This window comes from Sphingobacterium sp. UBA6645, from assembly GCF_002455685.1.
GTDB classification, from domain to species: domain Bacteria; phylum Bacteroidota; class Bacteroidia; order Sphingobacteriales; family Sphingobacteriaceae; genus Sphingobacterium; species Sphingobacterium hotanense.
On sequence record NZ_DKLH01000048.1, the window covers coordinates 15,540 to 40,639 of the forward strand.

A 25,100-nucleotide genomic window follows, 5' to 3' on the forward strand; every position below is an offset into this window, starting at 1 on the left:
ATTGTTTTATCGTTTATCCCACCAAACTTTCGAAAGGAAGGAATCACCATTGCTCATTCGTCCGACCGCTTCGTCATAGTTTGCTTTGTTCAATTCTGACTCATCGCTGGAATAGATGGCACGACGCGGAATTTGTCCGTTTGTCGAACCTGGATTTGGACCAGCCGTTAGGCGAGGGTATCCTGTTCGTCGCCACTCGGAGAATGCCTCCATATTACGGCCAAATAGATGAATCCATTTTTGAGTGGCTATTTTCTCCATCTTTTGATCGTTTGATAGTCCTGTCAAAGCTAGGACGTTCTGCTCGTAAGACGCAGGAAGAGTGGAAAGGTTATAAGGTGGCAATGCTGCCGCCGCTTTCACTCCGTTTAAGAAATTGCTCTCTACATCCCCCGCGCTCAATCCCCATCCTAGGATAGCGGCTTCTGCTTTATAGAAACAAACGTCCGAATAAGTTAAAGCATATACAGGAATTGGTGTGAAGCTTTGACTGAAATAGGTAGCTCTATTCGGTGTGGAGTAGTTCGCACGAATCAACTGTGATAGCTGATTGTCTGTCAATGCAACGCCGATCCCTTGATAGGTTGTGTTTCCATTGATCGTAACGGGCTCTGCCAGTAAAGGAAGGCGAGGGTCGTTATACTCTTTTAATTTATCGACTAAGGTATTAGCGAGGTACCTTAAATCGGCACTACCTGTTGTCAACTGTCTTAAAATAGGATTTTGATTCTCAGCTTGTGCATTGTTGAAAGTTGCAACAGCGGCGTTATCTGCGTTGCTGCTTAATAAGCCGTAGCTAGAACCTATCGCTTCCGTTACTGTTTGCTGTGCTAAGCTCGCGTTAGCATAACGGATGCGCATTCCCAAGCGAAGCTTTAGGGAGTTTCCAAATTTCTTCCATTTGTCGATGTTTCCAGCATAGAAGAAATCAGAAGTGCCGTAGCTGGCGTCGCCTGTCGTTAATTTGCCCAATGCTGCATTTAACTTCTGAATTAAAGCCGGATAGATGTCCTCTTGTTTGTCGAACTTTGGAGTTCTGTTAATTTCGGTGCTCGACTTTGTAATTTCCGAGAAAGGGATATCTCCAAAAAGATCCGTTAGACGTTGGAAAAGGAATACCTCATAAATTTCCGCGATAGCCAGTTTACTTCTCCCTGCGGGATCATTTTCCAGACCTTTGAGCTCTTCGCGAATTTGTGCAATATTTCTAAATAACTGATAATGCTGCGACCAGATTAGGTTTTCAGGACCTTCAAAATATCTTGAAACAGGGACAACCGGACCGCCTGCCCAATGTTGGATCCATGAACCAAATTTAGTGTTTGGGAGCTCACCAGATTCTTGAAAAGTACCATCACGTAATACGCGGGCCATTAGGAGTGCGGGGTCGACTTCGGTAACCGAAGTCGGAGGGGTGTTTATTCTTTCGAAATCCTTAGTACATGACGCCGATGTCATCAATAGGGCGCCGATGCTTATATAGGTGATATATTTTAGAGTTTTCATTGTTTTTGTTGATTTACAGGCCCATTGATAAATTAATTCCAAAGTTTCGCATCATTGGAAGAGATGTGGACTCAATACCAATCGATGAGTTATGCACGTTAAACGATGCCGATTCAGGTGAGAATCCATCTGTTTTTCGTTGGAAATAGAATAGGTTTCTTCCGTAAACTCCAAGCTTTAAGTTCTTCACTGCCTTATGCGGAAGGAAGCTCTTCGGAAGGTTGTAGGATAGGCTGATTTCACGCATCGCGATATAGCTCATATCGTTGATCATCTCTTCAGATACCATGACTTCCTTATCGCTGGCGACCATGTTCCAGTAATCCTGTGCATTTACCTGTTTCCTGTTTTCTACTCCGGTGCTTACCCACTGGCCGTTTCCGTTCTGAGAAGCCACCATCCCTGAAGCCACATAAGTTCCATCACGACCCTCCAAAGTTTTCTTTGAAGTACCATAGATAAACTGCTCGCGATTAGATTGTGAGAAGATAATGCCACCCTGGCGAATATCCACCAATGCATGTAATGCAAATCCTTTATAACGTAAGTTATTGGAAAATCCGCCAATCCAATCCGGTTGAGCATTGCCTAAATCCGTTTCCACGCGGCCGGATGTGCGAAGTGGTAAACCTGTATTTGGATCGATCAATCTATTGCCAGCGTCATCTTTTATCCATGCGAATTGCGTACCGATCAATTGCCCGAAAGGTTTTCCAACTTCGGCTACGACGTTAATACCTCTGTCCGTTGCTAATAAGAAAGTTTCTACCCCCGGATAAAGCGATTCTACTTTATTGCGGTTTCTGTTAAAGTTAAATTGACTGGTCCATTCGAAGTTTTCCGTTTTTACAGGAGTACCCGATACGACAAATTCAAAGCCTTTATTGGAGATTTCACCTGCATTGATTCTGTTCTTAACATACAAGCTTGATGGCGAAATAGGAACATCTAAGATTTGGTTTTTCGTACGTGCTTCATAGTAAGTAAAGGATAGCGACAATCTGCTTGATAGGAACCTAAAGTCCGCACCGGCCTCAATAGAGGTGGTCAACTCATTCTTTAGGTCCGGATCAGGAATGATCTCTGTATAAGACGCCATCGGAATACTGCCATGGGTGTACTGATTCAGACTATAGGCACCAGTCAACTGATACGGATTCCCTGAACTACCGGCTTGCGCCCAAGACGCTCTGATTTTAGCATAAGGCATAGTCGAAGATTTCCAGTTGAAAGCATCACTTAATACCAAACTACTACTTACAGAAGGGTAGAAGAAGGAATTGTTCTTTTTGGACAGGGTAGAAGACCAGTCGTTACGTGCGGAGAAATCTACAAACCAATAATCGCGGAACGCAAATTGTCCCGACATATAAGCGGAGTTGATTTGTGACTCAATCAGATCAAAAAGATACGTGTTAGTCGTTGTATTGTTGATAACGTAAAGGTTCGGAACAATAAACTGATTTCCCGTATTACCTGTTAAACGGAGATAGCGGCTTAAATGACTCGCTCCTAAGTTGAAACTTAGATTGATATCATCGTTTGCTGCAAAATTAGAGCTTGCTAAGAAGTCGTAATTATCTTCTCTGCTACGAATCACTTCTTCACGGATGTCACCTTTTCTATTTAAACTTTGATAGGTGTTAATCGGACGATATCTAAAACGCTGATCTGTATAGAAGTCCGTGCCGCCTGTAGCCGATAATTTTAACCATGGCATAACATCGTAGGATAGTCTCAACATCCCGATCAATCTATCGCGACGATCTTCATTGTGATTTTCATTGATTGTCCAGAAGGGGTTAGCCGTCGAACTATTCGTTGCATAGGTTTTTTCCAATCCTTCAAAAACGCCGGAAAAGCCCAGTTGTTTTTTTACCTCATCGGCTGTCCACTTGTAGCTGGAAGCGATACTATTGCTTAAACTTCTAGGCTGACTGATGAATAAGTATGCAGGGTTATCCGCTGCATCTGAAACCGTCGGTCGATTCTCTGCTTGTTGGATTATGTAATTTGCTTTAACGTCAATATGTAGCTTATCGGTAATCTTTGCTTGCGAGCGAAGACCGAAGTTATTACGGTTTAACGTATTTGTAGGGATATATCCGTCGACATTCGTATTCGCATAAGAGAAACGGTAGTTAACTTTTTCATTTCCACCATCCACACTTAAATTATTGACCCATTGTTTTTCGGTTTGGAAGAAACTTTTATATGTATCTGCTGCGGGATTAAGAGCTAAGACATTTCCATACATATCTTCATATTGCTGCCCTTCCATACGCGCTCCCCAGCTTGCACGCGTTGTTCTGTCGCGGCCGCCGGACATTTTAGGAATACCAGCGTAGTTGTTCGCCAATGCTTCCGCCATCGACACGATAGTGCCATCGTCCTTACGGAAGTGGGTAAATGTTCCGTTCAAACCCTGCCCATATTCATTTTGAAAATCCGGTAATACCAGTCCTGTACCGATCGAGTAATCAGAATTGAAGTTAAAGTTTGTTTTACCGGCTTTTCCTGATTTCGTGGTAATCAGGATAACACCATTACTACCGCGTTGACCATAAAGTGCCGCAGCGTTAGGTCCTTTTAATACCGACATGCTTTCGATGTCATCCGGGTTTATATTTCCAATACCATCGCCATAATCGGTTCCTCCCCATTGAGAAGGGGCAGATAGGTTCTGATTGTCGATCGGAACACCATCCACCACATACAGCGGCTGGCTATTCCCGATCAGCGAGTTATTCCCGCGGATGACAACCTTGGCAGAACCACCAGCACCCGAAGCGGCACGGCTTACTTGTACACCAGCAACTTTACCGGATAGGGCATTCGCAACGTTCGCTTCTTTGCCGTTGGTCAGCTCGTCGCCTTTAAGCTCCGCAACGGTATAACCCAGGGCTTTTTTGTCGCGCTTGATACCCAAAGCCGTTACTACAACCTCTTCCAGGTTCTCAGCACTCGACTCTAATGTCACCGATAGCGATACTTTGTCGTTGCCCTTGATGTTATAGTCGCTTAATGTCTTCGAGCTATAGCCTAGGGAATTGAAGGTAAAGCTATAGCCCCGTCCATCTGGAATCTGACTGAAGCTAAACGTTCCTGCAGCATTAGTCACGGTAGTCTGTCTAAACGACTGTGATTTGTTTTCAATTATAACTGTCACGCCTTCTACCGTGTTTCCATTGCCATCTCTCACGACGCCATTTACGCTAGCAGTGCTTTGTGCCATTCCGACCTGAACACTCATGCTCATTGCGCCGCAAAGTGCCATGTGCAAGGCCCATGTGCTCTTAGGCCGAGAAAAGTGGAGCAGGAATGCTGTCAGCACTCCTTTTTTCTTGTGTAAATAATTACTCATAATCAATTAATATTTGTTTGTACTTAGTTTTTCAATGCGACGATGTCCGTTTTGTGCAAATAGTTGATTTCTTTGATGATATCTACATAGGCATCTGGGGTATCCTTGAACGTCCCACTGAAATAGAAATTGGGCGCAAGGTAGGATGTTGTTTTTAATTTAATATTAAAGTTATGCTGTAAAATGTTTAATAAATCTTTTATTGGAATATTTTTAATGATAAGTCTCCTGCGTTCTTGCTTGTAAAAACCTTCTCGATCATATTCATTGTTCACGGTTTTTACCTCGGAGACAATTTTCTGTTGCAGATGATCAACGACGATTTCTCCGGATTTTTCAAAAAGCTTTTGGATGGGCTTTTCACTTTTTAAATCCCTGTCTATTATATCAATTTTACCTTCGATCAGTTGAACGCGCGTCGATTTTCCATAAATTTCATCGACGATAAAGGTGGTGCCGAGAGCCGTAGTGATCAGTTTGTCGGAGAAAACTCGAAATGGACGGTTTTTATCTTTTCGTACTTCGAAAGTCGCTTTACCTTTCAGTTCTATTTTACGCTCCTTTAAACTGGCAAAGTCTTCCGCAAACCGTATTTCAGATCCCTTTGCTAGCAAAATTCTGGAGCTGTCACTGCAATAAATTTCCATGTCATCATTGCTCGAGTTGATATAGAAGAGGTTTCCAACGGGCATTGTCGTTGATTCAGCTTTCGGAGATTTTTCCTGCGCAAGTGGGAGAGTAGGCTCCTTTTCTTTTTGGAGATGAACGACTATGCCAATAGCTAACAACACAGTAGCGGCGATAGCCGCATTAGTCATTACTAGTGAGCGTTTATTTGATTTGCGCTGAGAATCGATTCTTGAAATAACTTGGACTTTCAATTTATCCTCTTCTGCATATCTTAAATCGCTTGTCAGATCCCAGTCGTTGGAGGAAAGGAATTCATCAAGATCGGAATCGTTCTCTTCCAAGAAGCATTCAATCGCAGCCGATTCTTCCTTGTTACATTTGCCTTGGAGGTATTTTTCAAATTGGTCTCGTGTCATCACTATAATGAATACGACGGAAACTTCAGGTACCCCTAATGTCAGTTAATTTTTATTCAACTTTATTATTCGCTATAGGAACTTCAAAAAGAACAGTAGCGCGAGAAAGTTAGAAAAAGATTTACGGATGGTTTTTAAGGCGAGTGCAATATGGTTTTCTACGGTGCGAGGTGAAATATTAAGTCGTGCGGCTATCTCCTTGTAATTAAGATGCTCAAATCGACTTAATTTAAATACACGCTTCCGCATGGGCGGTAGTTGATCGATCAGCCGCTCAACCTTTCCTTCAGTTTCTTTCCATTCGAGTTGGGCTAAACTATTCGGGGCATAGCTTGGCTTTGGAAGGCTCTCCATAGCATGCTTTCGTCGATACTCTTCTTTAACGATGTCCAGCAAGATGCTACGGGTGATGGTGAATATCTGAGCGTCTATAGAGCTAGCGATGTTTTTTTGCGTTATGTTTTGCCATAATTTGATGAATACCCGTTGCACCGTTTCCTCGGCAATATAGGTCGATTTGGTTTTCGATAAAGCGTAATTATATACCTTTCTATTCCATTGCTGAAATAGAGTTTCAAACTCACGAGAGTCAAAATGTTGGGTACTGGACATAATTAGGCATGGTAAACTGTACCCTAATGTAGTTATTTTTCATTATATTAGAATAATCGTAAACCTTTTCCTATGAACAATTTAATTCTCAATCGTCGCGATTTCATTGTTGCTGGTTCTGCCCTGTTTAGTCTTTCTGCATTACCCGGCTTGTTGAAGGCAAATACATTCAAAGGGGTGAGTAAAGTCGGTCTAATCGGTGCGGGATGGTATGGAAAGAGTGATTTGTTCCGTCTTTTACAAGTTCGAGACGTCGAAGTATTAGCGGTATGTGATGTAGATAGCAAACATTTGGAAGAGGCAGCGCGGCTAATCAGCGAACGACAGAAATCAAAACAAGTACCTAAAACTTATTCTGATTATCGAGAGATGCTTTCTGCACATCAGTTCGACTTGATTCTGATTGGAACTCCCGACCATTGGCATGCACTGCAGGCTATCGCGGCAATGGAAGCCGGTGCTCATGTTTATTTACAAAAACCCATCTCTGTTGATGTGTTAGAAGGTGAAGCCATCTTAGCGACAGCGCGCCGCTTAAATCGAAAGGTCCAAATCGGGACGCAGCGGCGAAGTACAGAACATATGATAGAGGCAAAGGAGCAAATTGTTGATAAGGGGCTATTGGGGAATATCTCGCATGTCGAGATGTGTTGCTATTATCATATGCGGAATAATTCGAATCCCGAAGTGAAACCCGTTCCTGAATTTCTCGATTACGAGTTATGGACGGGACCTGCACCCTTACGGCCTTATGATAACCTCCCGCATGGCGGTTGGTGGCGATCGTTTATGGAATATGGAAATGGCATAACCGGCGACATGTGTGTGCATATGTTTGATACTGTCCGTTGGATGCTTGGTTTAAGTTGGCCAAAGCGAATAAATGCCAATGGCGGTATCTATGTGCAGAAAGAAGGGAAAGCCAATATAGCGGATACTCAAACCGCAATTTTCGAATATGATAATCTGAATTGTGTCTGGCAGCATAGGACCTGGGGACGGCCCACTGACCCTGAATTTCCTTGGGCATTTATCCTCTACGGCGATAAGGGGACTTTGAAGGGGAGCACCCTGAAATATGAGTTTACACCGATGAAAGGGGAGAAGATTGCAAAAGATGTTGTTTTGGAGAAAGAGGCATTTCCAGAAGATTTGAAAGAGCCGCGAATAGAGTTGAACTCGGCGCCGGCGACCAGACAACATATGAAAAATCTCTTGTCGGCTATCGAGAAAGATCACTTACCGGTTGCCGATATAGAGCAGGGGCATATTTCCACAGCCTCTTGCATCCTCGCTAACATCTCGATGAAACTAGGAAGAGCAGTTCAATATGATCCAGTACAAAAAGTATGCATAGATGATGCGGAGGCAACAAATCTGTTAAAAAGAGCGTATAGACCCAATTGGGCACATCCATATCGCTAAGCGATTGTAAACTAATCGCAATTGCTGTTTTTATACAGGAGTGGGAGAATTTCTTGCTAATGAACAACACGATGTTATAATTTTCTCTGTAAAAGTTGCGCTTTTTTAAAATATAAATGTACAACTTGTTGTAATATTAAATCCTAATAGGAATAAATATTTTCCATAATAGATATCATAGTTTCCTATGTAACGAATTTTTGAATCGAATTCGGTATTATTTGTCTAAAATGCACCTTATGAAGCTATTTATAAGGTTTTTGTTGGATGCTGTACTAATTCTGGTAGATTGCTATAAAACTTAGGTACTAATGAAAATTCAAACATAATGCTAAATATATTGTAATAATTTAAAATATACCCTAATATTTAAAATAAACTATCGAAAACAGGTAATTATTTGTTTTTATTTCGCATTTATGACTAATGTCATTCTCTTAATATTAAAATAATGTAACATTTTTGTAAAGCAATTGATGTGTATTATTACATATCTTGAAAGGTCTATTTATAAGGTATGAAAAATAAAAAAGAACTGTTGGATCTCGGCACAGAAGCGGAAGCAAAAGCCGGTTTCAACTACAATGAAGGCTTATTAAGCCAATTTTTTGAAGGCACAGTACTTGAAAAAAGAACGCAACAGTATGTCGCTCCAAAAATATCGCTAGTGGTATTGGCGATGGAGGAAGGTATAGCTGCAGGTTCTGCGGTTGCTGTTCCGAACGACTCGAACGGACAAGTGATGCAAGAGTGGGAAGTAGAAAACATTGACAAAACAATTTTGTGGTAATATCTGAGCATAAAAATCCTGTTATTCTCTCTTCCTAAAACAACGATTAACGACATAGGATTTTAATGGCCACGATCAAACTTGCCCTAGTTTGTTGTGGCCATTTTTTTTCAAGCACTATCAAGAATTTTCACCATTTTGCTGTTTTGACCATCTCTTCGTGGTCGGTTCTGACCTCCGTCGACAGCTTCCCGAATCATACCCCATATATACCCTAATCAAAGCTCTTCCAGAACGGGTTTGATTGGGTTATACATTGGTTTTAAAAGGGCTTTGAAAGGGAAGTGGACAGAAGAAGGTCAGGCTGGTATAGGAGCCAGTTTTTTGAAAGATAAAATGCAGGTAAAAACCTATCGTCAATTAGCCGATAGGAAAGCCATTAAAGAAAAACACCCGCAAGGGCATTGATAAAGCCTCTGCGGGTGATTTTTATGAACGTGTCTATTTTCAAAAGTCATCAAGCAACGAATACCTGTTCTTTTTTCAATAGATGTGGCTAAGTGTTATTTTCAATCGATGCGCAGTTGCTCGATGTTTCCATTGCTCCCTGCCAAATAAATATGTTTTCCTGATTTAGACTTGGCGACAACATTGAAACTTGCTTCCGATATATTTCGCCAGCTTTGTCCGCCGTCGGTAGATAGATCTGTTCCGGATGTGCCGGTTGCTACTAGGACATTTTTGTTTATATATTTTACACTAGAGCGATAACCAGCAACTGGACTGGAAGGCTTCGTCCATGAGCGTCCAGCATTCGTAGTCAACAAGATATTGTTTCTATTGTCCTTCTCCATACTGTAGTTGCCACCTACCAGCACTCCAGTATTCTGATCCCAGAAGTCTAGCGAGAAAACGCCGGTTGTCGCGTCGCCAGACCATATCGGAACATCAACCACATCCAGGCTGTTTTCTTTTTCATTGCGTTTGTAAAATGAACTGTATCTTCCGCCAGAGGCGAGATACACTAAGTTGTGAAAGACTTGAATTCCTGAACCACTTGCGGCAAAGCCAGCTTCGCCTTCTTCCGCTAACAAAAAAATATGATTGCTAACGTCTTTCCATGTTTTCCCTTTGTTTGTGGACTTTAATAGCTGAAAAGATCCATCGATAGGGTCGCCATATATAAATCCGGTCTTGCCGTTAAAATCAATGCCATCTAAGAAAATCTCAGCGCGGTCGTCTCTATACACTTCTTTCCAAGTCTTTCCGCCATCCGTAGTTCGTAATACGACTGCCGGACTACCTGCACTGACAATGATGGCTTCCTTGGCGGAAAAAACTTCGATATCTCGAAAGTCCATATTTTCATAGCCTTTCGGACTCACCCAAGACCATGTCTTGCCTGCGTCGGTGGATTTGCCCACGGTACCTTTGCTGCCACTTACCCATACTACATTTTCCTTATAGGTTTCCAGGCCTCTAAAACTCGAAGGAATGTCTTTCACGAGATTCTGGAAATGTTGTGCCTGAGCGCTTAGGAGGCTAGTTGCAAAAAGTGCAGTAAAAAGAAGCTTTTTCATCATCAGCTTAAGTTAGTTCTTCCATTAATTTATCGAATGCTGCTTGCAATTTGCTGAGTTGGTCCTCTAAAGATTCAACGCGTTCTTCCAAAGCTGCAATCTTACTGGTCGCGGCGGGCGAGTCGCTTGTGCTGGATGTATCTTCAAACCTTGCTTCGTCAAATGGACTGAATAAATGTACATAGCGCGCTTCCTTTTGTCCTGGACGTTTTGATAATTGCTGGATATATTTAGGCTCTTCTTCAGCAAGTTTATTCAATAGCTCTTGAACATCTTCCAATGATTCAAAATCATAAAGCCTGCCTGAATTGCTGTTAATCTCTCCACCCGTCAACGGACCGCGTAAAAAGAGTAAACATAAAACCGCAACTTCCTGTGGCAGTAATGGAAATTGAATGGCTAAGTTATGTTTGTATTTGGTTACACGGCTGCCACCACCAACGACGGTAGAAATCAAGCCTTTTCTTTTCAAGCTATCAAGAGCTGAAATAACGGTGCTTTCATCGTATTGTACTACCGGCTTTCTAGATGTCTTTTGATTGCAGGCTGTCTGCAATGCATTAAGCGTCATCGGATAATATTCTGGAGTTGTCTTAGATTTTTCCATTAAAGAACCTAAAACTCTAATTTCTTCTGCTGTTAATTCTGGGATTTGTTTAATCTCTTCCATTTTCGAAAATTTTCTTAGGATTCTAAATATACAGTTTTCTGCGAATTCACGAAATTTCGAAGGATATGGTTGCTAAAAAAGAAGATGCCTAGGCTTTGAGAACCTGGGCAATCTTAAGCGATTATTACATTATGAAGTCTATGAGCATTTTAGGGTTTTGGATAGCCAGATCCAATCAATATATCGCCAGTTTTTGCACTATGCATTTTTATACGTGGGTATTCCTCACCTGCCGCTGGAGGCAAGAAATTCATGTGGATAACGGCCTCGTCAAATGGTGCTAAGAAATCCACAAAATCAGGCCAGATATTCTTAAGCCTAGGCGATAGTTTGTTTGCTGCAGGCATGGTAATTTTCTCAGACTTCGGATTGATAAATCCGATAACATTCGTGCTGTTGAGGAAGTTGAGCGCCAGTAGGTTACTTGCATAGCTGATTGAGTCTACTTGCTCACCATTGCGCAACTCAAACTTGTATTGATTAGCAATTCCAATATGCGTATCCAATACAAAACCACCCAAATCAGCAAAACTATGTATTGCTTTAATATCGAAGGAACTCACTTTCATTGGCGCATTTTGTTGATTGATCTTGTCGACTAATGCCAGCAACTTAGTTTTCATCCTCGGCGTCCAATCTTTGCTGTATGATGGATCATTGGCCAATCGAGTAAGGTCTATCTTCATGTTTTGAGGGATCTTAAGCTTGGAAACAACCTCGTATATCAATTTCATTTTAGCATCTGCTTCTTCTAGGTAAAACTTGCGCGTCATGAACTCCGAGGTTATAAATGCGCCAATTTCGGTATAACTATAGAATGGATATTTTGATAATTGGAGGTTTTCGTTTCTCGTCGCATTTCCTTCCGAAACCCATGCGGTGTATTGCGTTCTTTCTTTGTTCCAAATAAGTCCTTTAACTTTCAGTTTCTCGACTAAGGTGATTTCGCGATTGAAAATCAAAGTGTCGCCCAAGGCAGAGGTACTGTATAGTACGCCTTCAGAACCCATAGGTTGATATATCGGTGAATTCGTTACGTAATCAAAGATGTCTCTGTATTGCGAATGAAATATCCATACCGATGAGTTAAATGGATCTACAACCATCTGCACCGGCGTCCCTGCATAGGTAAAAGCCATAAAAGGTTGCTTATAATAAAAGTTCTCTTGATCTTGATAATCTTTGAGGATTCCATTGTTCAATATATGCTGTGCCTCAGCAGAGCCCATGTCAATAATCCGAGCTGTCAAATGGTCGCCGTATTGAATACCTTCCAACTGGAATTTTCCATTTTCAAAACCTACGAAAGCATAGGAGTGATCGGCGCCTCGTGTCAATTCTTCGCCCATGTCACTAATAAAGGCAGGAAATAGAGCCGCTTCGGTAAAATCGATCGTCGCTGAAACCTTATTGGTGCCAAACTTAATTTCTAATTCTGCGGGGTTGGCATACTGTCTCGACTTGCCTAGCATCGCATACTGCCCATCTTTGTACGTCAGATAGTAGGTCTGAAATGACTCGTGCTGTTTCGGCTTGACAATGAGTTCAATTACCTGACCTTTTTGAAATGGGTCCAGATACTTAGCCTTCAATGTACTGTCGGTAACCACATGACTCTTCTCGATTTCGTAATTCTCAAATTCATTCTTTGGCAACCCGTAATCGCCAAGAAAACGAGTAGTGCTATATATGTAAGCTGTTTCATTTTATATCTGTTGAATGGTTAATATGGAATGCCCTCGAAAAGCACCTTATAAGTTCGTTTGTCATAAAATGCGATCAGTAATTGTTTGCTTGTTTTGGTGTATTTTAAAGAATAACGACCGTCGATCAGTGATTCCTTGAAAGCGTTCTTTAGATTCGGAAACTGCGCTGCATATACAAACTGAGGGCCTTCATAATAAATCGTGAATACCTCATCCTCGTCGTAGGTATAGCGATATTGATAAGGAAATGTAAACTTATTATAGAATTCATCTGGCGTTGATTTTTCGGCTCCTGGCGCGTTCGGACGGTCCTGATCGTAGAAGCCAAAATTAACGTTCAACAAGAATCTTTTTTGCGCTGGCTTAAACTGTACCTTTACATCGTAGAATCGTACCGATGCCGTGATTACGCCTAAAGAGATTCCCAAATCTGCGCCAGCTGTATTCCCTAAGAATAATTGCACTTCTCGGCGATGCGGCCAATCCAGCGTTTCAGCCTGATAACCGGTGATCCAACGTGTATTGTCGTAAGGAATTCGGATAGTTGTATAAGCGCCTGTTCGGAACATCTTGAATGCAGCGATCGATGGAAACTCTTGTTCGACTACTTCGACCGTTTTTCCCTGAATATCTTTTGCTTCCAGCTTCCCATTGTTTAAGATTAGTTCATTAACCTTAATTCCATCGCTCTCAAATGGCTGATTCAAGCGGATGCTATTTACCCCGTTGTATGCGATTCCTGTACGATGGATGAAGACGGAGTCTGCCGATATATCCTTCGCGAATACTACTTGGCGTTGTTCCAACGAAAGGGTCATGACGTTAAGGTTATTCCCAGTCTTTACGTGCAAGCCTACTTTTCCGGCAATTGCCTGTGCGAAGCGAGCCTTCGTATCCTCATATTTAAAATCGGTCATAAAAGCTTTACTTTCATCTGCCGTTGCGCGCACCATGATGGCGTCGGTTTTTTGTAGATTCCCTTTTAAATAGATGGTATCTTGATTAGGGCTTGATTTGAGGATGGAATACTCAAAGTCTAAGCGATGTCCCCAACCGATTTTTTCGCCACCGTTCATCATGGTATTCGGGTCGGCAAGAAAGTGTATATAAGAATAGGTCGCGAACGATAGTGTAGAAAGCGAAGTAAACTTGATACTGTATTTGCTCTCGCTAATCTTTGTTCCCATTTCTGAATTAAAATCGCTGACCATCGTCACGCGCTGATCTTTTTCATTGAATTTCATGAAAAATGAAAATCCGCCTTTGTTGGAAGGATAATCCTTGATATTCGGATATGCTAAGAATTTCCACCCGTTCGGGCTAGTGGTCAGCAATGAGTCGTAATTAGTAAAATTAGCGTCGATCTTCTCCGTCGCGTAGTTTCTAAGGGTGCTTTCTTTTTCGCAGCCCCAGGTCAATAGCGCGGCGGAAAGCAATGCAAAAATATATCTTGTAAATATTGGTTTCTTTTTCATAACTGTAGGGATTAGCTTTGGTTACCTGCGATATAGCCATTAATTCCTTCTTGAACATCGACTTGTAGTTGGCGGAAATCCATATTCCATTTGTCTTTAAAATATTCCACGACCAGTTGTTCTTTGATCTTCAGTCTATTTTTACCGGCAGGGGTAGACTTGTTCGCGAGATCATCGTATGCTTTCTGACCATAAACCAGTAAATAGGCAATAGTCTCCACAAAATCTTCCTCCGCCGATGCCATTGCATAGTTTCTTACAAAACCTAGATCAAAGGCGTCTTTATCCGGGTAGTTGTGCCAAGTAGTGGTATAGAACTCAGGATTCACGTATTTAAACTGTGGCGAGAATATCTGGGTCTGATGAAGGATATGAGCAGTCTCGTGCTGAACGGTGTAGTTGGACGACTGTACAAACTGTCTGGATTTATCGTATTTATTGACATCCATTAAGGTGATCTTGTTCGCGCCTTCAGCCTGCCCCAATACCACGGTTCCATTGTCATTATATTGCCCGCTGCCGATCAACACCCAAAGCTTAGGGATGATTCTCTTCACAAATGCACTGTCGCTATTTTTTAAGTATGGGTGGACCATACATTGCTTTACTAATTCCATTGTAGGAATAACATATTCTTCCTTCGCGGGTGTCGTGTTTTTCATGAAGTCAACTTCAAATGGATCGTATTGATATTTGACCGCCACGTTGAATGGATCCGTAAGATTCTTTTTGATCCACGCGTCTATTGTTGGGTTTCCTGCAGGCTTATAACCTCCTAGATTTGGAATGGACTCCGATGATACCGAATCATTTTCCTTGCACGACTGTATTCCTACAAATAAGAGGCAAAGGATAAATAAACTCCAACCCGTTCTACGAATGTCTATCTTGTTTATCATAGTCTTTTTCATAATGTCTTCACTTTTTTACTTATCTCGGATTTCTTTCAATTCCACTCATCTGAACTTCTAACGGAATCTGAAGAATCCTTCGTGGATCATTTGCTCCAACCGTAATTCCTTCAGGATTTTCCACTACATTGTGATGAACCGGAATGCGGTGTCGAATCATATCTAACCAGCGCATGCCTTCAAATGCAAACTCACGACGTTTGAAATCTAAAAGTCCTGTGATATAATAATCGCGCTTGTTCGGGTTAGTAAGCGTAGAGAAATTACGTTGCATCAATAAATCCGATATTTTACCGCCGCCGATTACTTTCTTATCTAGATAGATCTGGAAAAGTTGTAATGCACGGTCATAATCGCCTATTTCGATACTCGCTTCGGCCCAATTGAACAAAACTTCATCTGCTGTCAATAATATTGCGATGTTATATGTTTGCAATTGGTAATCGTAAGGGCGAAACTTAGGGATGTTATAAACGTTCTCTTGACCGTATAAATTCCAGGCATAATCACCCGCGATAGGTGGGGTTTTCCACATGAAGGCCGTTGCGAACGCGCCATTGGCACTATACTGCATCGTAGCATACTCATGTACTTGCGAAGGTGCTGTAGCCATTAGCAGGTTGGTAGGTTGTGTTCTTGAAGACCAGGTTTCTGCTAAGACATAGTAAGGTAAAGGCTTGTAAGAGATCACATCGCGAATACTTGAACTAATCAATACATCATTTGGAAAAGCAAGCTTCGCGTATTTAACAACGCTTTCGAAATCTTTTTTGAATAGGTAAAATCGTGTCGCAAATGCATACGCAGAACGTTTATTGAAGTGATAAGCATTTGCTTCAGAATTTGCACTGTTCTGATCGCCAATTAGTTTAATGCCTTCTTCAATATCCGCCTGAATATTGTCGTACATTGATTTTACCGTACCGCGACTATATTTCTTAATTACAACATCTTCCACTTCCTTCACATAAGGAATTCCAGGATTTGTTTCAGGACTCGGATCTTGATAAGAGCGAGCAAAGAATACACTCAACATAAAGTGAGCATAGGTTCGACATAATAGAGCTTCGCCTTTGTAGGTAAGCAGTTCAGCTTTATTCCCTTCGCTTTCAATATAAGCCAAGGTCTGATTTGCTGCTGCTATTGCTTTGTAGCAAGCGGCCCAATAGAATTCCGGCGTATCAGGACCATTACTTAATACGTTTTCGATAAATAAATACACATCGCGGTTAGCAGGTATGACTAAGGAACCACCGAAAGGTCGTTTGTCTGAAAAGTTATCACTTAAGCTCTCTGACATGATAACATAGGACGCTTGAGGATAGGCCGTAGCAAGCAATTCACGAGCGGCATTTGCCGAATTTAACTGTGCGCGATTATCCGGATCTACCTCAAGATATTTATCACAGCTTGCCAGGAAGAATAGCGAAATAAAGCCTAGTTTATATATGTTCTTGAATTTCATGTTGTCGATTGATTTTAGAATCCTAATTTTAATGAAAAAGTATAATCTCTAGAAAGTGGTAGGGCAACACCACCCGACGCGAAAAACTCAGGGTCTTGTCCGTTCAAGCGATCATCCGCATAGATTAGCCAAATATTATTTCCTACTAAGCTCACCGACGCCGATTGGAACTTAATTCCACTGACCCATTTCTTCGGAAGATTATAGCTTAATCTAACTTGCTTTAAGCGAATAAAACCGCCGTCTGCAACGCGAGGATCCGAGAAGTTATAGGCACTGTTTGGATATTGTCCAGCCAATAACTGCGCTTCTCGCTTACCTAGAATAGAAGGTACTTCATTATCGGAATTAAGTACCCAACGGTTTACGAAATCCCAGGATAGTGCATTCAAATCTGTGTAAGTATCAAAGAATGCGGGGTTCATCCGTATTTTGTTGCCCATAGATCCGGTAATCAACAGGTTAAGCTGTAGATTCTTATACGATAGGATATGGTTGAAACCACCTGAAAGAGTCGGGTCGATTGGGCCGTCATATATGAGATTGTTGACGAATGGCGAATTCATATATACATTGTTGCCCACGATACCGTCTTGGTTGACGAACAATGGTGCACCATTCACAGGGTTAAGACCAACGTATTTCACTGAGAATAATCCGCGCTGTGGGAAGCGTTGCAATGGCCCACCGTTCGGCGATGACAAGGTGTTGATCGTTGGATTACCACGTAGATCTTTAATATCCGACTGGTTATATCCAAAGTTTAAGGAAGTATGGTATCTCCAATCGTCATTTTTCACGATGGATGCCCCTACGGTTACTTCTAGGCCCTTTGCCGTTATGTTAGCGTAGTTTGCTGTTTTAATGGTTTCTCCACCGATTGAAGAAGTGCGAAGATCGCCAATAAGGTCAAAACTCTTATGGTCGTAATAATCGACCGTCAAGGTGTAGCGACCATTAAGGAAAGCCATATCAGTTCCCAGGTTCCACTTATACATTTTCTCCCAGGTCAGCTCAGTATTTGCTAGGCGCTCGATATTCATGATAGGCTCGTTCTCAACAATATCCGGACGAGGGGATAGGGAGTTGCGAAGTACCAATCCTGAGTTCTTGGCAATACCTATACTAGCTACTAGACCATAACTTGAGCGCAGTTTCATGCTGGAAAGTACTTCCTGGTTATCAAACCAAGGCTCGCCATCGACGTTCCAAGATGCAGAGACGTTCCAAGTCGGTAACCAACGGCCAATCTTACTTTTACCCATCGCGTTCGTACCATCGTAGCGAATTGTTCCACCGATGTTGATTTTATCTCTGAAAGAGTATGTTCCGGTTCCGGCAAAGGCTAAATAGCGCTCGCGCGTAGGTTGAACGTCATAATATGCTTCACCACGCATGGCATAGTACAAGAAGATATTTGGATCGATGTTAGGCACACCTCCGCGATCATATTGATAGCCGACGCCCTTGTACTCCGTGTTATTCCGTTCGATATAACGTAGTTCTTGGAAGGTGAATAAGTCGAGGCGATGGTCTTCACCAAATTTCTTGTTGTAGTTTAGGGAATTACGGAACGTGTAATTATCCATATCTACTGTACCGCGATTTCTGAAACCGCCATATGACAATACAGAAACTGGCTGTGCTTCGGCATTGTTATAGATTCGTAGCAAATAAGGGTTGATGGCAGCAATAGTAGAGTTCTCGCCGTCAACATCATAGATAGTTCCGGCGCGAAATGCTTTCGGCATATTCGAATTCTCTTGGATCATATGATCCTGTGATGTTTTTACATAGCGATAAGCGGCATCTAAGGAATAAGTCAGTTCTGGAAGAATTTTATATTTCAGTTCTCCCTGCAACTTAAAATCTGTAGACTTGATATCGAGATAGTTGTTTTCTAGTTCTTCTAAGATATTGAAAGGAGCAAAGTTATTTCTTACATAGAAGTAACTGCCATCCTCGTTGTAGATAGGCGTAGAACGGCTGGTATTTAACGCGTAGTTGAATGGATTGATATCGAATTCTCTGTTGAAACCACCTTGGTTGCTTGTGGATCTCTGCAGGGTACCTGGGGCATTCTGATCGCGGATATAGGCGTTTGCCAAAAAGCCGTAACTTAATTTATCATTGGGAGTAAAAGTGGTGCGAAGATTTGCCGTTAATCGACGTGCTTCATTTCCTTTTGCCCATCCCTGATCCTGCAACATACTTGCCGAAGCGTAGGTCTGTATCTTTTCACTACCACCACTTAGCGACAGCGCATGCTCCTGACGTAAGGAGTTGTTGAATAAGGCATCAAACCAGTTGGTGTTGATTCGAGCAAAACGATCTAGGTATTGGGCTTTTGCTTCAGGATCATTGACTACGTTGAAATCGCCTGTAGCAGGGTTATAACCAAGCTCTTTAGCCATCGTACCATATACGCCATATCTTGATTGCTGTAGAACGTTCGTATAAGTCAACCATCCCTTCATTTCCATCTCGTTAAAGATTTTCATCTGGTTGTATGAGTCCAAAATTTCAAAGGAAGAGTAGCTAGGTTTTAAGGATGTCGTGAAATTACCCGTGTAGGAGGTGATTAATTTTCCAGCTTTACATTTTTTAGTTGTAATCACGACTACACCGTTCATTGCGCGCGCACCGTATAAGGACGTTGCGGCAGCATCTTTCAAAATTTCGAAGGTTTCTATATCGTCAGGATTGATACCAGCAACGGCAGAGCCTAATAGTGTACTAGGGTCGCCCGTAGATAACTGTTCGTTCGATACATTGACAACATCTTCTAATACAATTCCATCAACAACCCATAATGGTTTATTCTCGCCGGTAATAGAAGTCGCTCCGCGAACGCGAATCTTTGGCGCCGCGCCGAATGTGCCCGACACGTTTTGAACAGTAACCCCCGCTACTTGTCCTTCCAACATTCTACTTACATCGGCTACACCATCGCGACGGATATCTTCGGCTTTCAATGTTGTAGATGCCCCGGTGAAGCTTCGCTTCCGGATCGTCTGATATCCTGTAATGACGACAGCATCAATATTTTAATCGGTACTCGTTAAACTAACATTTAATGGCGTACCACGATAAGCAACCTCACGTGATTCATAGCCGATGATTCTGAATTGCAATACCGCAGTAGAAGATTGCAAACGTAAGCTAAATTGCCCATTAGCATTTGTCGAAGTCACGTTGTTCGTTCCTTTTTCGCGAACAGTTACGCCTTCTAATCCGGCATTGCCGCTACCACGAACTGTTCCGGTCGCAGTGGCCTGTGCTGCACTACGGTCGTTACTATTCGTTTTTAGATGACTTAGCGTAATGATGTTGTTCTCGATAGAATAAGCTAGCGGTTGGTTTTTGAAAACTTCGTTCAATGCTTTTGAAAGACTTACATTACGAAGGTCCACCGTAACGGTTTTAGCAATTCTAAAAAAGGATTCGTTGGCCAAGATATTGCAGTCGGATTGCTTTTGGATCTCGTCCAATACCGACTTTAAGCTGGCGTTTCGAACCGACAGGGTAATTTCTTGCGCATAGGTCAATGCAAATGCTTGCAAGTTGCTTAATATCAGCGACAGCAAAATGAACTTCAGGCGTAGAAATCTCACTAATCCTTTCTTTTGGGAATGATGAGAAGCCTGACATGCAAATTGACCAGAATCAATTCTTGTTGGCATCATAGTTTTAAATTTGGCTAGATAGCTCTTAGCACAACGCAGTAGAGATACGACGTTCTAGTCGCTATATTGGTTATCAGTTAGGGTTATTTCGGTAATTAATTATCGAGCTTGTTCTTGTAAAGATTAAGGGTTCACATAAACTCTCCTTTCTTTACTTGTAAATTTTAAAGTCGTATTCTTCGATAAAACATCTAATAATTCGTTTAAAGGAACATTTCTTGAGACATTTCCATAGATAAACTGATTTTGCATGCTTGTCATACCGAAAACAAATTCGACTCCATACCAACGTTCTATATCTTTTAAAACCGTGTAAATATTGGTGTTTTTATAGATGAAGCGATTGGATTTCCAACCGGTTATCACATCAGTTTCTACCTTACGCTTGATGAGCTCATTGTTTGATAGATAAGCCTGTTCTCCTGGATTTAGGATGAGACCCTGCTCATTACCTGATGCTTTAGCATCTGTGACTTTTACTTTACCTTCAATCAAAGTTGTCAGTTGTTGACTTTCATCAGGGTATACGCGGATATTAAAATGTGTGCCGAGTACTTCGACAACTTGCTTATCGGTTATTACTTGAAAAGGTGCATTCGGTCTTTTTTGGACTTCAAAATACGCTTCACCGCTTAAGGTAACTTGGCGGCTATCTCCCTCGAAATTTACTGGGAACTTTAAGGAAGACCGGCTGCTGAGATAAACTTTAGAACCATCGGGGAGGAGGAAAGAAGTGAATCCGCCCGTTGAAGTTTGGACCGTGTTATATGCAACTTCTGTTTTCGGTAATCCAGCATCTGAATTGGTTTCGAATAATAGCTCATTACGATCATTCTTAACGACCTTGTATGCATCGTCTTTAAATAATACACCTGAAGCATCCTCCCGTATGATGATCTCTTTCCCATTCGGCAAAGTGATGATAGACTCGTTTTCTGCAGGAACAATAGATTGTTGAACGGCTAAAGTGTGCTGAGCAACTTGCTTATCCGTTTGGAGCTTCCATATTATACCGAGTCCAAGGAATAGAACTACCGCCGCAGCAATCCATTTCCACGGATTGATTGAACGTTTTTCAGTTAGAAGCGGAATTACGTTCGCATCATTCTCATTCGCACATTCCTTAGCTATATCTCCCCAAATTCTTGTGATCTCCGAATCTAAATCTCGACCGTTTGAATGGCCCAACTTGGCATCTACATATAAATCAAAAGGGCGAAGGTCGAGTCCAGCGAATGCAGCTTCTAATTCAGAAGTAGACAATTCGTTGACCAACAAAAAGAACTGCTGAAACTCGTCCTTATTGAGGCTATTGTTGACATATTTTTTAAGTAATTCTGCAAAAACTGGAGAACTTGACATAATCTAGTGATCGGTTATTTAATGTTATTACGTTAACCAAATCAAAAAGACACTAGTGGAAAATGAAAAAAAAAATTAGAAATTAAATCAATTCATTGATAATGAATAAGATAAAATAAAAATGATTCTTGTTGTTCATTAATAATTCGCGAACTGATTTAACAGCAGCCGTTAGATGATTGGACACCGTTGATGCGGATACCTGCAATATAGCGGCCGCTTCGGCATAAGAATAGCCTTCTAATTTGCAAAGTCTGAATACACGTTGCTGTTGCAAGGGGAGTTGTTCGATAACTTGATCTATAATCTTATTTTTCTCTTTTATTAGATATTCCTCTTCTACAGAAAGGCCATAAATCATGCTGTTGTTCCAGATTTCTTCTTGCTTCCTGAGATTTTTTGCGACTTGACGCAGATAATCGATGGATAAATTATTAGCGATATGGTATAGGTAGGATTGAAAGGATTTTTCCAAATTGATTTGCTCACGACCATTCCAAACCTTAATAAAGGTCATCTGAAGAATATCAAATGATTGTTCCTCATTTTTAGTGATTGATTGGATGTAGCGGTAAAGTGGTTTTGAATATTTTAAATAAACGGCTTCAAACGCTTTTACATCTCCTTCGACAATCCCTTTTATTATTTGATCCAACGGCCTTAAATCGGATGGCATTTTTGTATTTAGTGCTTTTGAAATGAAGTTGAAATTATATAAATTTTCTATGACAACATACAAGAAAGTTGAAAATATTCAAATTGTCAAGCAAAGTTTTGATAAATCCTTCTTTTTGAACCACAAAGGAGCATAAAAATTTATACTGTTATTTTAAATTTTATCGTATGCCTAGAACAACATATAGTTCATGAAAATAAAAATCTGCCAGAGATTGTTGAGGATTGTGGGAAGAGATGAATGTTTTAATTGGGAGACAAAAAAGAAAAACTTGTCTCTAGGAAAGTATGTTATTTATTTTCTTAGGGACAAGCTTTTTGATAGGAATATCTGCCTAAAGCAGAATTACTTTTGGATTTTCTTATCTCTTCACTTTCGCTTTTTCCAGAACCCAATTCAATATTTTATCTTGTTGTTCTTGAAAAGTCCAGTGTCCGGTTTCTTGTACCAGATAAAGGTCTGTCGGTGCGTTGATTAAGTTATAAGCTGCGTAATAGGAGGTAGGTGGGCAAGTTTCATCATTATATCCCCAGGTATAGAATCCGGGAACTTTGACTTGCCTTGCGAAGTTTACCACATCATAATAAGCAGAGTTTTTAATCTTTGCATCTGTAGCCATAAATGGTGCATTTTGCTTATTAAACATGTGTGGCCATCCACCCGCACGATTGTGCAAATAGCCCGTTACATCGCTTAGTGCCGGGTACAAGGCAACTAGATGTTTGATGCGCTTGTCCAATCCTGCAGTAATAATCGATAAGGCACCACCTTGACTACCGCCCCATACAGTTAGGTTGTTTTTATCCACCTCTTCTAATTGCGTTAAGAAATCGACAGCGCGAATACAGCCTAAGTAAACTCGCTTATAATAATACTGATCTTTATCGTCTAAATTGAAGAAAGGATAGCTTCTTAACGCTCCGGCAGACAGGGAGTTGTATAGTTCTGCTTCATGTGTTACAGGAATACCGTGGATACCGATCTGAAGCGTGACTAAACCTTTCTCCGCAACAGATACCATACCCGCATAGGGACGAATGCCGGCACCTGGCACTTGTAGTACCGCTGGGTATTTACCGGCTTTCTTTGGCTTGGATAAGATGCCATAAACCCGGCTATTATTGATGTTTGAAAAGTTTACATGATAAACATCAACCGTTGCTGTTGAAAGCTCAGGAAGCAATGTCATCTTCGGATCTAGAGCAATATTCTTTAATGCATCGATTTCTTTATTCCAGAACGACATGAAATCATTTGGAAGAGTCTGCGTTGGCTGTATTTTATCGGGGCTGATTGCTGCAGTCGCAATTCCTCTATACTCTTGACCATCGTATTTGTATTTTACCTCGCAGCGAATAAAGCCGGGCTCTTCGCCTTTTAATGGTTTTCCGACTTGAACCTCAGATCCGTTGACTCTAAGATTTCCGGATTGCAAAGGTTCCATTTTCTCCCAGCCGATGGTGTAACTTACGTCAGCATCCTGAATGGGCACCTGATGTTTGACAATCGATACTTTAAAGCTTATTTCTTCATTGTTGGTATAGGTCCAATCCGCCTTATTGGGCGTTACTAATACCTGAATTAGTTGGTTGCTTCTTGATTGTGCAAAACTGAAGTTCCAGAGGGACACAAGCACAAGTAAGGACAGTAGAAATCTCATTCCTGAATTAATGTACATGGTTTAGAGTTTAAGGTTTTATAAATGTTGCTGCAATTTAATGAAAATTCAAATAACAAAGATTAGAATATGCGTTCTAAAAGGTTTTCATCCGGCATCTCATGGCCACCTTCGAATATGATGACCTCGACTTTATTCTCATACTGTTTTCTATAGATAATGTCTCTTCCCATAAAGGCTTTCGATTCCACTTGGAAGTTTGGACTAGTCCGTCGTTTCAATAAGGTATAGCTATCCTCTAAAGGGATCAGTTGATTGTTTGCGCCTTTATCGAAATCCGTTACGACTTTGTTATATAATTCCAGACTATGTGAAATAGGAACCGAACCGGTATAACCATCGTTGATCCCCGCATAAATGTGTAATGTCGCGTCTTTTCGTTGTTTTACTGGAGTTTGCATCAAGAGGACCGAACGCTTTCTAGCCTCCTCGAAATTTGGCTTATCGTTCTGACCTCCCGTAATGCGAACAATATCCTTTGCATATCCATTTTTGCGACCCAGCGATTCATAATACCAATCCTCCAAGTTGTATATCCCCACGAAAGCGTGAAACGACTTTATCGGATGTTTGCTCCGCATATACGTTAATCCACATGCGAAGCCGCCTCCGCTGACGCCTACTACATGAATATTGTGACGATCAACTTGAAGAGAATCTAAAGCCCATTGAATAGCATCGTCAATGTCTTGTATTACTAGCTCGCTACCTGCAGCCTCCGGTCTTTTATTCGGACCACGAAAATCCGGATGTAAATAATTGACGTCGGCCTGCATACAGTATTTCAGTAATGGATCTCTTTGAGTGAAGTTGCCGCCCCAGGTATGCAAACTGATAATCAATGGTCGTTTTTCCTTGCTCTTACTTTGATATAGATAAGATTGCTGAATACTAGCATCCTTTGTTGATTTAATTCCAATTTGTCGTGTTTCAATGGGCCATGTTCCGCTAGCCTTATCATCCCAATTGACCTTGGTTTGCGCATTTAAACATACTATGGGTAGTTTTATTGCAAAGCAAACCATCAGCATGCCAACCTTGAGGAAATTGGTATAAGTTTTTTTCATAATAGAGGCTGTTTTAACACAAGTTACTTCATTTTCCGATGATTTATTTTAAAAATCGTCGGAAACGCTGTCGGTAATATTTCTGTGATAATTCAATTATTGAAAGAAGTTTCTTTTTATCATTGTGTACGGACACAATAG

The 25,100-nt window shown here is 41.3% G+C and carries 18 protein-coding genes; 2 read left to right on the top strand and 16 right to left on the bottom strand.

Annotated elements, in window-relative coordinates; all coding sequences use genetic code 11:
* Positions 1-6 precede the first annotated feature (6 nt).
* The 4 genes from B2400_RS09220 to B2400_RS09235 all read right to left on the bottom strand — a co-directional run bounded on the left by B2400_RS09220 (position 7) and on the right by B2400_RS09235 (position 6,528).
* Positions 7-1,506 carry a SusD/RagB family nutrient-binding outer membrane lipoprotein gene (locus B2400_RS09220; protein WP_293932855.1) on the bottom strand — a complete coding sequence of 500 codons (1,500 nt, stop codon included), beginning with the start codon at positions 1,504-1,506 and terminating at the stop codon, positions 7-9.
* A gap of 13 nt (positions 1,507-1,519) precedes the next feature.
* Positions 1,520-4,870, bottom strand: coding sequence for a SusC/RagA family TonB-linked outer membrane protein (locus B2400_RS09225; protein WP_293932857.1), 3,351 nt, complete (start codon positions 4,868-4,870; stop codon positions 1,520-1,522).
* A gap of 23 nt (positions 4,871-4,893) precedes the next feature.
* The gene (locus B2400_RS09230; protein WP_293932859.1) at positions 4,894-5,916 is read right to left on the bottom strand and encodes a FecR family protein; all 1,023 of its coding nucleotides are present in this window, start codon (positions 5,914-5,916) and stop codon (positions 4,894-4,896) included.
* A gap of 72 nt (positions 5,917-5,988) precedes the next feature.
* Positions 5,989-6,528, bottom strand: coding sequence for an RNA polymerase sigma-70 factor (locus B2400_RS09235; protein WP_293932861.1), 540 nt, complete (start codon positions 6,526-6,528; stop codon positions 5,989-5,991).
* 72 nt (positions 6,529-6,600) lie between these two features.
* On the opposite strand from B2400_RS09235, the gene B2400_RS09240 reads away from it, so the two are divergent.
* Together B2400_RS09240 and B2400_RS09245 are read left to right on the top strand one after the other, a co-directional pair.
* Entirely contained in the window at positions 6,601-7,953 is a 1,353-nt protein-coding gene (locus tag B2400_RS09240) for a Gfo/Idh/MocA family protein (RefSeq protein WP_286650470.1), read from the top strand.
* 517 nt (positions 7,954-8,470) lie between these two features.
* Complete coding sequence (locus B2400_RS09245) at positions 8,471-8,743, top strand: hypothetical protein (protein ID WP_149525755.1); 273 nt, start codon at positions 8,471-8,473, stop codon at positions 8,741-8,743.
* A 509-nt stretch (positions 8,744-9,252) separates the two neighbouring features.
* On the opposite strand, the gene B2400_RS09250 is transcribed toward B2400_RS09245, so the two are convergent.
* From B2400_RS09250 to B2400_RS09305, 12 genes are all read right to left on the bottom strand, one after another.
* Positions 9,253-10,266: a WD40/YVTN/BNR-like repeat-containing protein gene (locus B2400_RS09250; RefSeq protein WP_293932864.1), complete on the bottom strand. Its 1,014-nt coding sequence runs from the start codon at positions 10,264-10,266 to the stop codon at positions 9,253-9,255.
* A gap of 4 nt (positions 10,267-10,270) precedes the next feature.
* Positions 10,271-10,933 (bottom strand): YceH family protein, encoded by a 663-nt coding sequence (locus B2400_RS09255; protein WP_293932866.1) that lies wholly within the window; start codon positions 10,931-10,933, stop codon positions 10,271-10,273.
* A 149-nt stretch (positions 10,934-11,082) separates the two neighbouring features.
* Positions 11,083-12,588: a hypothetical protein gene (locus B2400_RS09260; protein WP_293932868.1), complete on the bottom strand. Its 1,506-nt coding sequence runs from the start codon at positions 12,586-12,588 to the stop codon at positions 11,083-11,085.
* A gap of 68 nt (positions 12,589-12,656) precedes the next feature.
* Complete coding sequence (locus B2400_RS09265; protein ID WP_293932870.1) at positions 12,657-14,114, bottom strand: DUF4302 domain-containing protein; 1,458 nt, start codon at positions 14,112-14,114, stop codon at positions 12,657-12,659.
* Between the two features lie 11 nt (positions 14,115-14,125).
* Positions 14,126-15,013, bottom strand: coding sequence for a substrate import-associated zinc metallohydrolase lipoprotein (locus B2400_RS09270; protein ID WP_293932872.1), 888 nt, complete (start codon positions 15,011-15,013; stop codon positions 14,126-14,128).
* A gap of 31 nt (positions 15,014-15,044) precedes the next feature.
* A complete protein-coding gene (locus B2400_RS09275; protein ID WP_293932873.1) occupies positions 15,045-16,490 on the bottom strand; it encodes a RagB/SusD family nutrient uptake outer membrane protein in 1,446 nt (481 codons plus the stop codon).
* A 14-nt stretch (positions 16,491-16,504) separates the two neighbouring features.
* Positions 16,505-19,534: a SusC/RagA family TonB-linked outer membrane protein gene (locus tag B2400_RS09280; protein WP_293932899.1), complete on the bottom strand. Its 3,030-nt coding sequence runs from the start codon at positions 19,532-19,534 to the stop codon at positions 16,505-16,507.
* Between the two features lie 3 nt (positions 19,535-19,537).
* Positions 19,538-20,176 (bottom strand): STN and carboxypeptidase regulatory-like domain-containing protein, encoded by a 639-nt coding sequence (locus tag B2400_RS09285; protein ID WP_286650457.1) that lies wholly within the window; start codon positions 20,174-20,176, stop codon positions 19,538-19,540.
* A 123-nt stretch (positions 20,177-20,299) separates the two neighbouring features.
* On the bottom strand, positions 20,300-21,538 hold the full coding sequence (locus B2400_RS09290) for a FecR family protein (RefSeq protein ID WP_293932876.1): 1,239 nt from the start codon (positions 21,536-21,538) through the stop codon (positions 20,300-20,302).
* Positions 21,539-21,620: 82 nt separating this feature from the next.
* Complete coding sequence (locus B2400_RS09295) at positions 21,621-22,193, bottom strand: RNA polymerase sigma factor (protein WP_293932878.1); 573 nt, start codon at positions 22,191-22,193, stop codon at positions 21,621-21,623.
* A 382-nt stretch (positions 22,194-22,575) separates the two neighbouring features.
* Entirely contained in the window at positions 22,576-23,874 is a 1,299-nt protein-coding gene (locus B2400_RS09300; RefSeq protein WP_293932880.1) for an acetylxylan esterase, read from the bottom strand.
* A gap of 80 nt (positions 23,875-23,954) precedes the next feature.
* On the bottom strand, positions 23,955-24,959 hold the full coding sequence (locus B2400_RS09305) for an alpha/beta hydrolase family protein (protein WP_286650453.1): 1,005 nt from the start codon (positions 24,957-24,959) through the stop codon (positions 23,955-23,957).
* Between the last annotated feature and the right edge of the window lie 141 nt (positions 24,960-25,100).